Genomic DNA, 14,527 nt, shown 5'->3' on the forward strand with positions numbered 1-14,527 from the left:
AATGAAACGATTCCTATTACTAATACTTCTGTTAGCCAATTTTTTTGCAGTTTTGGCGCAAAAGAAAGAGAACCTACATATCAAATATTATTGTACCAATTGGGGAAATGCCGATTCCTGGGAGCAGTTTTGTGCGCGTGTTAAGAAAGCAGGTTATCAGGGTGTCGAAGCCTGGCTACCTGGAGATCAGAAAGAACGGAAGGAAATGACGGATGCCCTACAAAAATACGGTCTGAGCCTAGGCTTGCTTTCCGGTGGTTCTGGAGCTTCCTTCGAACAATACCGTGAAAGCTTTAAACGTAATCTGGAAGAAGCTGCAAGTATGAAACCTGATTATATCAACTGCCATACAGGTAAGGAATATTATTCCTTTGAACAAAATAAGCAATTGATCGACATTGGCCAGGTTGTCATGGAAAAACAGTATGTTCCGGTATACCATGAAACGCATCGCGGTAGATTTAGCTTTGCAGCGCATCTGACCAAAGATTACTTAGCAAAGATTCCTTCCTTAAGGCTTGCTCTGGATATTTCACATTGGTGCAACGTACATGAGTCTCTACTCGGTGACCAGCAAGAAGCGGTAGCTTTGGCGCTTGCCCGGACGGAACATATCCATGCCCGGATCGGGCACCCTGAAGGACCACAGGTCAATGATCCTGCGGCACCGGAATGGAAAAATACCGTCGGTCAACATTTGGCCTGGTGGGATGAGATCGTTAAGCAGCATAAACAAAATGGAGCTAAAGTGTTGACCATCACCACAGAGTTTGGTCCGGCGGGCTATCTGCCAACACTACCTTTTACGCAGCAACCCGTAGCTGACCAATGGTCGGTAAATGTATATATGTTGAACTTACTCAAAGACAGGTATAAAGAATGATGGTTTTCCTTGAAGAATTGATGGCCTTTTTGGGACGCTTTCATCCCATCTTAGTGCATTTACCCATCGGAATTTTATTGATCGCATTTGTGATGGCATTTTTGGAGCTATTCAAGAAGGAAAATCCATACCGGCCTGCGATTAGGTTATCCTTGTTATTAGGTAGTATAGCAGCTGTATTTGCGGCGCTCTCAGGATTTCTGCTTTCGCGCAATGGTGGTTACGAAATAGAGGTGCTCAATTACCACCAATGGTTGGGCATTGTGGTGGCAGGATGCAGTATACTGCTCTATATGCTCTATCGTGAAAAAAGTGAAACGTTGCAATGGACAATAAAGATCGTTGGGTTTCGCTTTTGGTTATTTTTGATCCTGGTCGTATTGCTGGGAATCACAGGACACTACGGTGGTACCTTGACACATGGCAAGGGTTACTTTATTGAGGCGATGCCGCAAGCAATGAAAAAGACTTTTGGCGTGAAGGAGAGCAGCGAAGAGGTATTAATCGTTGAGAATGTACAGGAGGCTGCTGTATATGATGGTATTATTCAGCCTATCCTCAAACAGCGTTGTCAAAGCTGTCATGGTGATCGTAAACAGGAGGGAGGATTGGCCTTACATACAAAGGAAAGCCTGCTAAAAGGAGGCGAGAACGGTAAAGTACTGGTCGATAGCAAGTCCAAAGAAAGTGAGCTGTATGCACGATTGATCTTACCGGAAGGGCACAAAAAAAGAATGCCACCAAAAGGACGTACACCAATCAGTCCTGACCAGATCAAATTGATCGCCTGGTGGATTGATCAAGGAGCGAATTTCGATAAAAAAGTGAATCAACTCACACAGACCAAAGAAATAGCAGTAATATTGAAAAAGCTAGAAACAGGGGAGCAGGAAGCTTCCCAGGTATTGTATGCAGATTTTCCCAAAGCACCCGATTTACCAAAGGATAAAGTCGATGCCTGGCAGGCAAAAGGTATTAAAATCATTCCTGTGGCTAAAGAAAATAATCTCGTGCTGGTCAATGCCATCAACTACCCACAGTTTAATGATAAGGATCTGCAAGATCTGTTGGCCATTAAAGAGAATATCGTTCAGCTGAAACTCGGACATACAGCCATTACAGACCAGGCTTTTTCTACCATAAAATCCATGCCTGTCATCTCGCGTTTGCATCTCGAGAACACAAAGGTCTCTGACGGTGGTTTGTCACAATTGAAAGGACTGCAAAAGTTGATTTATCTCAATCTGGTGGGAACAAAAGTAACTGCAAAGGGTTTGTCGAATTTGAAGGATGTTCCTAATCTGAAAAATGTATATATCTACCAAACGGGAAGCCAGGACAGTACGGTCTTAAAGGCATTACATGGTAAGGTTCGTATTGACACGGGTAATTACCGATTGCCATTTATCGCTACGGATACAGTCAGGTTCTAGCGATGATAAAATACAGATCAAGTCGTATGATCCATTGACGATAATACGGCTGTATAGATACTTAGTCTATACTGAAACAATACTTAGTCAATACTTAAAGGGTATTGGAGACCTGACTTGTGGTTATTAGAAAGAAGCGATTGGAGGAGGATAGCGTTTATAGCATATTTGGAAAGAGGGTGTAGGGAATGCGAACAAAATTGAATAAAAATAGGGTATCCGATCTCTTCGGATACCCTATTTTATTTGTCGTGTATAAATACTGCGGGTTATTTCTCAGTATTTTCCAATAGGCTGATCGCATCGTAAAGTACACCAGCCTCGCCTCTGAAAGTTCCCGAACCTTCGGGTTTATTGTCTTTGGTATACCATTCGTAGAAGCCTTTATTTTTAATAACACGCGCCAACATGGGCTTGATCTGCGCGTAGGCTTCCTGTTGGAAACCATGTTTAACCAATTGTTGGATCATTCTTCCTCCAAACCAGGTCCAGTCTCCACCATTTTGGTAACCATAGGGATACATGCCTTTGTTCTTGAAGAAGCCGGCCGGATAGGTCGGGTATATAGTTAGACCAATGGTGGCAGCACCGGCATCCTTTACATTTTTGATCATCTTGTCCAAAGACGTTTTGATCTGCTCTTTGCTGAGCAGGTTCGCCTCAATGGCAATCGCAGTTCCGCCGTGGTAGTAGATTTGGTTTTCATCAAAATCTTTCGGAAACGGCGAACCTTTGATATAGATATGTGGAATGAATTTTTGATTTTTATCATCCCAGAGATGTTTCATCGTATTGCTTGCGATCATCTCCCGAACCTTGCCCCATTTTTCCTTTTTCTCAGGGAAAAGGTCAATGTAATTGTCCAGTGCGATTAAAAACATGGCATTATCGTAAATGTCCAGTGCAATATGGGAACTTTCATCTAAATGCACACCCCAGTCATGCTCGGGTTGTACATCACCCCAATCGACCGTTGTGGCACCCCACAGTAGACCGTAGGTGCTATTATAGCGCTTATCCATGAGAAATTGCAATGCTTGCTCCATGCGATCTTTTACACTTGTTGCCCCTATTTTTTGTTCCAGAAAAACGGTATCCTTGGTTGCGACGACGTATTTATGTACTGCTTGGATCAGGGATGTTTCCTGATCGGTTTCAACCGTATTTTTATGCCCGGCATATTCTGGTGCCAGGGTATTCGTGATTGTATAATAATCGGAAACGCCATTCTTCAGGCTGGATTTTTTGACAAAACCATCAGCGATATTGCCATCGGTACCCTGCAATTTAAAAAATATGCCCAATTGATCTTTGATCTGATCATGGGGATGTACTTTGGAGGCCAAGGTGATAAAGGTATTATAATCCCTGATCCACACTTCACTATAGCCGTCTCCGGCATTGAATCCAGCTTTGATCACATTGGTCGCCATATCTTTAACGACCTGAAAGCTACTATCCTGGGGAGCGCTTTGCTGTGTGTTGCTGCTGGTAGATTTTTTTCCTCCGCTATTGCAGGATAAGATTAACAATGATGTAGATAGCGCGAAATATAAATTTCTCATGATGCTGTTTTTTATCGTTAGTATACTTAAATTAACATTTAGCGTCTTTGACAAAAGACTGTATGACCTTCGCTTGACTAGCGCCCAGATTACGGAGTGAATAAGATTTCGCAGCCGCGGGAACAGCAAATGTCTCTGCATAATGGAAGATTTTTTTCATTCCATTGGCAGTCGTCAGTTCTACGGCTTCCCCCTCAACGAGCATCATAATATGGCATTGACTCTTTGTTTCAATGCGCACTTCTTCTTCAAATTCGTATCTGAAGACATCATAGAAATGATCTTCATGTGTCGGTAAATGTACCTTTATCGACTGCGTATCCAGTACTTCGATCTGGGGTTGTGACAAGAGCGTATTTTTAACAACATCACCTTTCCGGTTAAAGTTGAGATTGGAGAAAGCTCTATCGATATTCAATGGGCGCGGCTTCCCATCTAAATCTGGACGTACCCAGTCGTACATCTTAAAGGTATAGTTGTATGGGGTGGCACTGATTTCCAGCACAAGGTTATTGGTACCGGAAGAGTGCACAGTACCATGCGGAATCAGATACAGTTGGTGTTTTTGAGATTCAAACTTTTGGACGTACCTGTCAATTGCAATGGGCTCACCCGTATGGAAACTATCTTCAAGTACAGTTCGGAACTGGTCGGCATCAATATCCTCCTGGAATCCCAAATAGACCTGAGCGTCTCCTTTTCTGTCAACGATGTAATAGGATTCATCCTGTGTGAAATTTTCTCCAAACTCCGTTTTGGCATAACTTGGGCTAGGGTGGCACTGAATCGAAAGATTGCCGCCATCAAAGGTGTCAAGAAAGTTGAACCGGATTGGGAATTCAACGTCAAAACGTCGCTCTGCAGTGCCCAATATATTTGGACTTTCCTGAAACATCAGTTGGTCAAATGAAATTTCGAGCACCTGTCCATTGCTTTCAAGTAATATACCATTTTCGGGGACGATCATCTCAAAAGACCAAGCATAGTTTTTTGCCTGTTGATCGATGCCCGTTAAATGTTCCTTCATCCATTGTCCACCCCAGACTCCAGGTTCAAATGTTGGTCTTACCCGAAAATAGTTTTCGGACATGGCATGTAAGGTTTCTTTTAAGTCGCTTCCTATAATCCAGGGTAGATTTTCCTGAGATTGCTGATCGGCTAGGATCTCCACCCGGGGTAATATCGTCCGCTTGTGTCGGTTAAGAAGTTCCCAGTCGACAAAATAGTAACGTTTGTAAAGTTCTTTCTGATCCGTGTGCTTCGCACAAGCCAAATTCCAGGCCTGCCCGGCACGCATCCGTTGGATAAGCACATTTTTTGGCAGATCGATGTACATTACTTTACTGGTGCTATCCAAAAGTGCTGCTCCCGGACCGTAAAAGATGACATATTCATTGGCAGCTGTATTGTTTAGCATTTCCTCAAAAGCGGCCAGCTTTACGGCATCAAAATATGCGGCCAGTTGGAGGGGCGCTTTTTTTCCAAATAATGGATCATTGCCACCCAGATAGGGGGCGACCTTCTCCTGAATGCTCGATTCAGGTAAGAATGCGGTTTCCATTGAAACAAACCTTACCGTTAATCCGCGTTTAACAAATTCCTGCTGAATCTGTGCCACAGGTACTTCCCAATTTACGCCAACAAATCCATCTATGTAGTGTATATCATGTTCGACAAGGTGATCGACCAACTCATAATATGAGTTTGACAATTTGCCCTGAACTGGAAATGTAGGTAAGATGTCGTATTGAAAAGATGTCGTTTGAGTATTGGAATACATAAGATGTTATTTATTGCGTATTTAAAAATTGACTTGATTGATATAATGTTTTTAAAATGATATTATGCGTTTTGATTGCTGGGATTTTTCTTAGATTTTTCAATCCAATATTTTTCTATATCTTCCAAAGGTTTACCTTTTGTTTCGGGCAGATAGCCCAATACAACGATAAAAGCTATTGCACAGAAGAAAGCGAATAACCAAAAGGTATAATGGGCACCCCAGGATGCAAGCAAAATCGGCGTCAGCTGTCCAACGATAGCATCGGAAATCCACATAACCATAATGCTTATCCCCATTGCGCGCGCTCGTATGGCATTGGGAAATATTTCGGCTGCTACTACAAATTTCAATGGACCGATAGAAAAAGCAAAGAAAAACAAGAATAAGAGGATGGAAACAATCAATGCAACATTGTTTGTCTGTTCCAGACTGAAAAGATAGCCTGTCGCAATCAAACTGATGGTCGCACCCAATGTACCTAAAATATATAAAGGTCTTCTTCCCCAATTATCTACCTTCCAGATAGCAAAGCAGGTAAATAAGACATTCGCAGCGCCGAAAAACAATTGCGCGTGATAGGAATTAGCTAAGGAAATACCCGATTCAAGGAGGATACTGGGACCGTAATACACAATCGCATTGATCCCGCTTAGCTGGGAAAACAAGGGTAGAAATAAGCCCAGGAGAAAAGCTCTACGGTAAATAGGAGAAAATAACTCGCGGATATTTCCTTTGGCCGGACTAGGCGAATCATGTAGATCTGTCAGACCAAGTTTGGCGCTAATGACCGCGACCTCTTCGTTGCGTCCATTTTTTGCAAGCCAACGGGGACTTTCGGGAATAAAATAAACGCCGAAACAGAGTAGGATAGCAGGGACCACGCCAACTAGAAACATCCCGCGCCAAAGTTCTGTCTGCGGCAAGGATTGCAATTGTAGAATAAAATAATTACTAATATAAGCGATCAGGATACCAAAGGTGATCGCCAGTTGATAACAGGTAACCGATCTGCCTCTGAATTTGCTGGGTGATATTTCGGCAAGATAAAGTGGCACAACGATAGAAGCAATGCCCACGCCTAGTCCTCCGATCCCCCTGCTCAGAATTAGCAAAATATAGTTGGGACTCAATCCGCAACCGATCGCAGATAATAAGAAAAGTAAGGACGCGACAATGAAGGCCTGTTTACGACCGTATTTGTCTGTAAAAGATCCTGTAAAAAATACACCTATAATGCAACCGATCAGTGCTGAACTAACAAAAACACCTTCCTGTGCTGGTGACAGTCCGAAAAACTGCTTCACCAGCGGCAAAGCCCCGGCTATAACGGCCATATCAAACCCGAAAAGTAGCCCCCCCAGTGAAACGATGCATAAAATAATGATAAAATTCTTAGACATATCTGATTTATAAGTTTTATATGTATATACATACAAACATATGTCTATTTTTTTAATTATGCAAAAAATCTTATTTTAGCCTAAGCAATATTATGTAATGAATTTAAAAATAGATCACAAAAGTCCAGTTCCACTGCATATACAGGCAGAAAATCTATTGCGGGAGTTGATAAAACAACCGGAATATATCGAAGGAAAGCTATTGCCCAATGAGATCGAACTGGCTAAGCGATTGGCTATTTCCCGCTCCACTTTGCGCCTGGCGATTAATAAGCTGGTATATGAAGAGCTATTGACCAGAAAGAAAGGTATCGGCACGAAGGTTGCCAGTTCCAAATTCAGTTCCAAATCCAAAAATTGGCTGAGCTTTTCGCAGGAGATGAAAAATCGCGGGATTGAGGTAAAGAATTTCGAGCTACACGTGAGCTGGGTGGTACCCGATAAGGCCATTACACAATTTTTTGCTGTTGATGAGGATCAAAAGCTGTTGAAATTGGAGCGACTACGCGGCAAGAAGGATGATCCATTCGTCTATTTTATCTCTTATTTCCATCCACGTATCGGTTTGACGGGAGACGAAGATTTTAAACGTCCCTTGTATGAAATATTGGAAGCCGACTATCATGTGGTAGCGGATCTATCACAAGAGGAAATCGATGCCGTTGCAGCAAATAAATTTATCGCAGATAAGCTCGAAATTAATATCGGTGATCCTATTTTGTCACGCAAGCGATTTGTTTTCGATCAGTCTGGAAAGCCAATTGAATATAATCTAGGTTTCTATCGTGCAGAAAGTTTTACCTACACGGTTGAGAGCCGAAGAGATTATTAAAACGTGAAATGATCCAGTAGCGGCTAGTTAGTGGATCATTTCATTGATTGCATTATTGCTGATGAGTAGCCGTTTCCGATGCCCATTGGTTGATCATTGCAATAGCTTTGCTCAATACACCCGCCGATCCCTTGAATTTTCCGGATCCACTTGGGACGTCGTTTTTCCCGTACCATTCATAAAAACCTTTATTCTTGACCACACGATCGATCATTGGCTGTAGTTCATCGTAGGCTTCCTGATAGAAACCATGTTGGATCAGCTGCTGAATCATTCTGCCACCAAACCAGGTCCAGTCACCACCATTCTGATAGTGATAAGGCTCGGCCATCCAACCTTTAAAAAATCCTTCGGGGTAGGTCGGGTAAAGGGTGAGACCAATACTTGGCATACCTGAGAGGCGTACATTTTCGAGCATCTGCTTATTGACAGTTGCTATTTCGCTCCGTTTGAGTAAGCCAGCTTCAATTGCAACTGCCGTTCCGCCATGATAATGAATCTTGTTTTCATCGAAACCTGTAGGAAGGGGAGATGACTTTGGATAGATATGGGGAATAAATTTTTGCCTTTTTTTATCCCAGAGATAGCGTCGACTGTTTGTTTCAAGCGCTTTTTTAAAGGCCTTCCAGTCAGCGGTCTTCGCCGCATTAGGTTGTATTTCGATCAACAGCTGTAGGGCAATGATTAGCATGGCATTGTCGTATACATCAATGGCCTCATTTGAAAGCTCGTTCCAATCGCAACCAAAATCGTCATGCGGCTGTACATCTCCCCAATCTGCAGTCATGGCCCCCCATAGCAGCTTATACTTTGTATTGTACCGCTCTCGTTTGAGATAGTCCAGCATAAGCTGCACCCTTTCTTTGACGGAAAGTCCACCGATGGATTCGTCAAGAATACTGTAATCCTTGGTTTTCTGTATGTATTTGCCCAGTAACTGAATCAAAGAGCTCTCCTGGTCAGTCTCGACCGTATTTTTAAACCCGACATGATCGGGTGCATTTTTAGAATAATAGGGAGTATCGTCATGCCAGGTAAAATCTTTCTTGAGCACATAGCCGTCTACCATCTCGCCGTTAGGCTGTTGCATTTGGAAAAACAGGAGAATCGCACCGCGGACATCGGCAGCAGATCTTTCTTCCAATGCAGTTTCAATAAAAGTATTGAGATCCCGCGCCCAGATCTGCGAATAACCACTCCCGGCATTAAAACCTTCTTTGATGACCTGTCGGGCCAAACTGTCTACATAGGTTAACTTTTGATCAGCTAAAATGGTTTGTGCCAGCTTAAGTGCTGTCCCTTTTGATGCTGCTTTTTGCTGAGCGGACAGGCTGCTTCCGAATAAAATAAATGTAAGACTTAAAAATGTCAGTTTTCTTTTCATGAGAACTAGTGTTAGTGGTTGAATTATTGAAGCATTTCAGTAGCCTTTACGTATGATTTGTTAAATTAAGAGTGATGATCGCTGATTTTAAATTGGCCTTGATGAATGAAAGCTTCTTGGTTATTCTTATTTATGTATGTACAAACAAAAATATAAAAATAACCATCTTTTTAAGCTTTTAATAGGATTTAATTGAGATGGTATTTAAATTTTTACAATCTGATGGTGATTTTAGCCCTGTCTGTTACCCACTTTTTTTAATAAATTATACTAGCATGTTTATACATAGTTTATTTTTCGTAAGTTTGTTTTTGAACCTAATTGACAACAATGGCAAAGCGACTCATATTTTATTTTTTTTGCATACTCTCCAGTGTAAACTGTGTGCAGGGACAAAGGAAGATTGATTTAACCACACTGGTAAAACCGAATATTGGATCTGTTCATAGCCGGTATTTTTTTTACACACCGGCAGCGGTTCCCTTTGGAATGGCCAAATTGGCACCAAGTACTAATGGAAGTTATGGCAATAAGTCTGGTTGGGAGGCGGTGGGCTATGATGATAGACACAGCTCGATCGAAGGCTTTGCGAATTTTCACGAATTTCAGGTCGGCGGGATTACCTTTGCGCCTTCGGTAGGAACGCTCAAAACGGTTCCGGGTAAATTGGATCAGCCACAAAGTGGTTACCGGTCGTCATTTGATAAGAAGGATGAATTTGCCACCTCAGGTTATTACAGCGTGAAATTGAAGGACTATGCGGTCCTGGCGGAACTGACTGCAACCAAAAGAGTAGGCTTCCATCGTTATACCTTCCCAAAAACAGATGCCGCTAATATTATATTTGATATTGGACATGTCATGGGAGAAAGTGGTCCAGTGGTGGATGCCGAGGTCAATTATGATAAGCAGTCTGTATGGGGATATGTAGTCACTAACCCAGTTTATGTGCAGAAATATCAACCGGGAGCCACTGTAAAGATGTATTTCTTTGCACAGCTCAGCAAGTTGCCAAAGTCCTACGGTACATTTAAAGATTCGGTGATTTTTAAAGAAAAGAAAACAATACAAGGAAAAGGGGCCGGAATATTTCTTCGGTTCGCTACACAGGCTGATGAATCCATTACAATCAAGACAGGCTTGTCCTATACTTCTGTAGAAAATGCACAACTTAATTTGCAGCAGGAGGCCAAGGATCTGACCTTTGATCAGGCGAAGGCGGGGGCACTCAAGACTTGGAACAACGAGCTGGGGAGGATATTGGTGGAAGGCGGCAAAGAAGCGGACCGCGTAAAATTTTATACAGGACTATATCACGCTCTGCTCGGACGGGGACTTGCCAGTGACATTAATGGAGCCTATCCCAAAAATGATGGTTCAGTTGGCCAGATCGCTTTAAATACACAAGGAAAACCGATACATCAGCACTATAATACAGATGCGATCTGGGGGGCATTTTGGAACCTGACACAACTATGGTCGATTGCCTATCCTGATTATTACAACGATTGGGTACAGAGCCAACTCTTGGTATACCGTGATGCAGGATGGCTTGGAGACGGAATTGCCAATAGTAAATATGTCTCCGGTGTGGGTACTAACTTCACAGGACTGGCGATTGCTGCGGCCTATAATGTCGGTATCCGGAATTACGACACGAATTTTGCCTATGAAGCTGTGCGAAAAAATGAACTTGAATCGCGTGGACGAATTCCGGGGGCAGGCAAGCTCGATGTAGGGGTATTTGTCGATAAGGGGTATTCACCTTATATCGAGGATAATACCGGTAGTCCCGAATTATTGACCACCGGATCGCCATTTGGTGCCTCCCATACGTTGGAATATGCATTTTCGGCCGCAGCTGCAGCGCAATATGCAAAATCACTCGGCCGTGATGCAGACTACAGAAAACTGTATGAACTTTCAACTGCCTGGAAAGGATTATACGATCCATCGACTAAATTCATGCGACCAAAAGACAGTTTGGGAAAATTTATTCCAAATTTTAATCCTTATCAACCTTGGCGTGGTTTTCAGGAAGGAAATGCCTGGCAGTACACGTTTTATGTGCCACACGTTCCGCAGGAATTGGTCAAGCTCGTCGGAAAGGATCTATTCAATCAACGCTTGGATAGTATATTTACAGTGTCACAAAAGAATGTGTTTGGTGGAGGAACCCATATCGATGCCTTCGCAGGGATTGAAAGCTTATATAACCATGGCAATCAGCCCAACTTACATATCTCCTGGTTATTTTACTTTTCAGGAAGACCCGACCTCAGTCAAAAATGGGTACGGGCTATTTCAAATGAATTTTACGGTAATGATCCTGTACACGGTTATGGCTATGGGCAGGATGAAGACCAGGGCCAACTGGGAGCTTGGTACGTTCTGTCAGGTATCGGTTTATTCGATGTGAGCGCCTTAACAGCTGAAAATCCCGCCTTTCAGATAGGTGCTCCTCTATTTGATAAAATTACGATACAGCTACCCAAAACTTTACGAAAAAACAAATTTACCATTCAGGTTAAAAAGACGAATCCGGATAGTTTTTATGTTGGTCAGGTTCGATTGAATAACAAGCCTTGGACGGGTTGGCAGCTTCCTTTCGAACATTTGGTGAAAGGTGGGGTAATGACAGTGCATTTGAAAAGCAGTGCCAGTACAAATTAAGGTTTGTTCATGGCGGTACTTGCTAATTAATAACAGTAGTTGGCCACAAAGTAAGAGCTAACCTGTCCAAGACCAGATAATTTAAAAAATTGACTTCAAGGAATATATAAAATAAAACCTTCAGGCTTTCACAAATACCAATAGCTCTGAAAAGCGACTGAAGGTTCCTTCTGGTCAATAAATCGAACACAGCGCCTATTGATCCCTTATTGAAAAATACGAATCAATAAAAAATAAGCATTTAAAAAAATAGGGGTGTCCAACTTTTATGGAACACCCCTTAATGGTAGGTTGGTTTGTTGATTGCCTACGCGATCTCAGCGATGAAATTGCCCTCTTGGTCCAAATCCGCCTTGTGGGCTGCAATTTGTTGAAGATTGATATAGCCAATAACATATTTGAAATCTGCTGCGTAATATCTTTCGGTGATCTCACTAAAATTTAGTTTTTCGATCAGTTGATCGTCCGTGTATCTTAAATAAACCTTGAGCAGATAATCTTGACTATAATTTAAGGTACTCGACTCTAAATGCTTTTTATATTCATAACGATAGCCATAGCGTAATGCCGCAATATCTGACAATACGGCTGAGCCGGTAGGGTGACCGCCCGCGCCTTTGCCATAGAAGAATTGCTCATCCGCAAAAGCAGCTTTGACCAATACGCCGTTATTTTCATTTTCTACATTGTACAACATGCTTTCTTTACCTACTAAACGAGGAAGCACATAAAGTACAACCTTATTGCCATCGATCTCTTTGGCGGTAGGGATCAACTTGATTTTTAAGTTCTTTTCCTTTGCGAAGCGAATATCCTGTTGACCTAATTTGTCAATACCGATATTAAACACGTCATCTGGTTTAACATAGATACCGTATGCATGTGAAGCGACAATACAGACTTTAAATTTAGGATCATATCCGCCCACGTCAAGCGTAGGGTCTGTTTCTGCAAAGCCGAGTTCCTGGGCTTTTTTTAGTGCATCTGCGTATTGTTGGTTTTCATTAAAGACTTTCGAAAGAATGTAATTGGAAGATCCGTTGAATATACCACTGACCGAATGCAAAAGCTCATTGTCATAATATTCCTCCAAGTTACGGATAATAGGAATACTTCCACAGACGGCCCCCTCATAAAGGAGGCTAGTGCCATATTCATGTTGAATATCAACCAGCTCCTCAAGATGACTGGCAATCATTTTTTTATTGGCAGATACCACATTCTTGCCAGATTTCAACGCGCGTACAGTTAGTTTATAAGCTGCTTCGGCATCATCGATCAGTTCGACAACAGTATTGATTTCGGGATCGCCCAAGATCGCTTCGGCATCCGTCGAAAATAGGTCAGCTGGCAGTGTACGTTTTTTGTCCGCATTTTTAATGACAAACTTCTTGATTTCCAGATTCAGATTTTTGGTTTTGATAATGTCGTAGAGACCTTGGCCTACTACTCCAAAGCCAAACATCCCTATCGTTAATTTATTACTCATATCTCTTCTTGTGTGCTCTTATATTATTGTTTACTTCTCTTATACTAATTCGTTGATATACGCCTTCTTATTCGCTAAAAAATTATGGATAATAGCCGTCAGTTTTTTTGTTTCTATCAGAAAGCCATCATGGCCATAGCTTGACTCGATCTCCTGATAGCTGGCATTTGGAATATGCGCTGCGATAAATTTCTGCTCATCTGGTGGAAATAACACATCTGTATTTACACCTAAAACTAATGTAGGGCACTGAATCCCAGCGAGTGCTGATTCCAGCGATTTTCTTCCCCGGGCCAAATTGTGGCTATCCATCGCCTTTGTCAGGTAGAAGTAGCTATAAGCGTTATAGCGTTTTACAAGCTTTTCACCCTGATAATTTTGATAGGAAGCCGCTTTGTATCCATTCACTTTGCTGTCGTCCTCATCTCGTTGTGTATGGTCGTACGTGATATAATTTCGATAGGATAACAGGGCGATCGAGCGGGCTACTTTAAGACCTTTTTTACCCCCATCGGGATGGTTGGCATAGAAGGTCCGGTCTGCCGTAATTGCTAAGCGCTGACTTTCATTAAACGCAATGCCCCAAGCAGAATGTGCCGCATTGGTGCCGACGACAATGAGTTGATTGATGGCGATCGTATTGGACGCTGCCCATTCCAGCGCCTGCTGACCACCCAGGGAACCCCCGATTAGAATTTCAATTTCGTTGATATCCAGATGAGCCGCGAGCAACTGATGCGCATTGACCAGATCTTTTACCGTAAATTCCGGAAAAGATAGGTAATAAGGCTGACCAGTGGCCGGATTGATGGATAGGGGATTGCTACTGCCATAGGCTGATCCAATGACATTGGCACATACGATGTAGTAATCATTCGGATTAAATAGATCGTTTGTGCCAAACAAACCGGGCCACCAGTCCAGCACATTCGCATTTGCCGTTAGGGCATGACAGACCCAGATTACATTACTGCGATCAGCATTAATCTCACCAAATACTTGGTAGCTGATCTGTAAATCGACAAGTTCCTTCCCGTTTTCAAATATAAAGGGGCTGGGATGTTGATAAATATGCCTGCTCATTA

10 protein-coding genes are annotated in these 14,527 nt (G+C 42.4%); 4 read left to right on the top strand and 6 right to left on the bottom strand.

What is annotated here, in order from left to right:
• Position 1 precedes the first annotated feature (1 nt).
• Both ACK8HY_RS04335 and ACK8HY_RS04340 read left to right on the top strand, forming a co-directional pair.
• A complete protein-coding gene (locus ACK8HY_RS04335; protein ID WP_416132886.1) occupies positions 2 to 883 on the top strand; it encodes a sugar phosphate isomerase/epimerase family protein in 882 nt (293 codons plus the stop codon).
• Positions 880 to 2,316, top strand: a complete 1,437-nt coding sequence (locus tag ACK8HY_RS04340; RefSeq protein ID WP_254846197.1) for a c-type cytochrome domain-containing protein — start codon at positions 880 to 882, stop codon at positions 2,314 to 2,316. Before ACK8HY_RS04335 ends, ACK8HY_RS04340 begins: the two co-directional genes overlap by 4 nt.
• A 269-nt stretch (positions 2,317 to 2,585) precedes the next feature.
• Here the strand turns inward: ACK8HY_RS04340 and ACK8HY_RS04345 are convergent, their stop codons facing one another.
• The 3 genes from ACK8HY_RS04345 to ACK8HY_RS04355 all read right to left on the bottom strand — a co-directional run bounded on the left by ACK8HY_RS04345 (position 2,586) and on the right by ACK8HY_RS04355 (position 7,100).
• Positions 2,586 to 3,881 carry an amylo-alpha-1,6-glucosidase gene (locus tag ACK8HY_RS04345; RefSeq protein ID WP_077434971.1) on the bottom strand — a complete coding sequence of 432 codons (1,296 nt, stop codon included), beginning with the start codon at positions 3,879 to 3,881 and terminating at the stop codon, positions 2,586 to 2,588.
• A 31-nt stretch (positions 3,882 to 3,912) separates the two neighbouring features.
• Positions 3,913 to 5,661, bottom strand: coding sequence for a class I mannose-6-phosphate isomerase (locus ACK8HY_RS04350; RefSeq protein WP_077434969.1), 1,749 nt, complete (start codon positions 5,659 to 5,661; stop codon positions 3,913 to 3,915).
• A gap of 62 nt (positions 5,662 to 5,723) precedes the next feature.
• Entirely contained in the window at positions 5,724 to 7,100 is a 1,377-nt protein-coding gene (locus tag ACK8HY_RS04355) for a sugar porter family MFS transporter (protein WP_416132887.1), read from the bottom strand.
• Positions 7,101 to 7,161: 61 nt separating this feature from the next.
• Here ACK8HY_RS04355 and ACK8HY_RS04360 point away from each other — a divergent pair, with 61 nt between their 5' ends.
• A complete protein-coding gene (locus tag ACK8HY_RS04360) occupies positions 7,162 to 7,896 on the top strand; it encodes a GntR family transcriptional regulator (protein ID WP_077434965.1) in 735 nt (244 codons plus the stop codon).
• A gap of 52 nt (positions 7,897 to 7,948) precedes the next feature.
• Here ACK8HY_RS04360 and ACK8HY_RS04365 read toward each other — a convergent pair whose 3' ends face one another.
• Positions 7,949 to 9,280 carry a hypothetical protein gene (locus tag ACK8HY_RS04365; RefSeq protein ID WP_416132888.1) on the bottom strand — a complete coding sequence of 444 codons (1,332 nt, stop codon included), beginning with the start codon at positions 9,278 to 9,280 and terminating at the stop codon, positions 7,949 to 7,951.
• Positions 9,281 to 9,610: 330 nt separating this feature from the next.
• Between ACK8HY_RS04365 and ACK8HY_RS04370 the strand changes: the two genes are divergently transcribed.
• Positions 9,611 to 11,953: a GH92 family glycosyl hydrolase gene (locus ACK8HY_RS04370; RefSeq protein WP_416132889.1), complete on the top strand. Its 2,343-nt coding sequence runs from the start codon at positions 9,611 to 9,613 to the stop codon at positions 11,951 to 11,953.
• Positions 11,954 to 12,260: 307 nt separating this feature from the next.
• Here ACK8HY_RS04370 and ACK8HY_RS04375 read toward each other — a convergent pair whose 3' ends face one another.
• Both ACK8HY_RS04375 and ACK8HY_RS04380 read right to left on the bottom strand, forming a co-directional pair.
• Positions 12,261 to 13,442, bottom strand: coding sequence for a homoserine dehydrogenase (locus tag ACK8HY_RS04375; protein WP_077434959.1), 1,182 nt, complete (start codon positions 13,440 to 13,442; stop codon positions 12,261 to 12,263).
• 39 nt (positions 13,443 to 13,481) lie between these two features.
• Complete coding sequence (locus ACK8HY_RS04380; protein ID WP_416132890.1) at positions 13,482 to 14,525, bottom strand: homoserine O-acetyltransferase family protein; 1,044 nt, start codon at positions 14,523 to 14,525, stop codon at positions 13,482 to 13,484.
• Positions 14,526 to 14,527: the final 2 nt, after the last annotated feature.

The sequence above is a fragment of the Sphingobacterium sp. NGMCC 1.201703 genome, from assembly GCF_047784615.1.
Classification (GTDB): domain Bacteria; phylum Bacteroidota; class Bacteroidia; order Sphingobacteriales; family Sphingobacteriaceae; genus Sphingobacterium.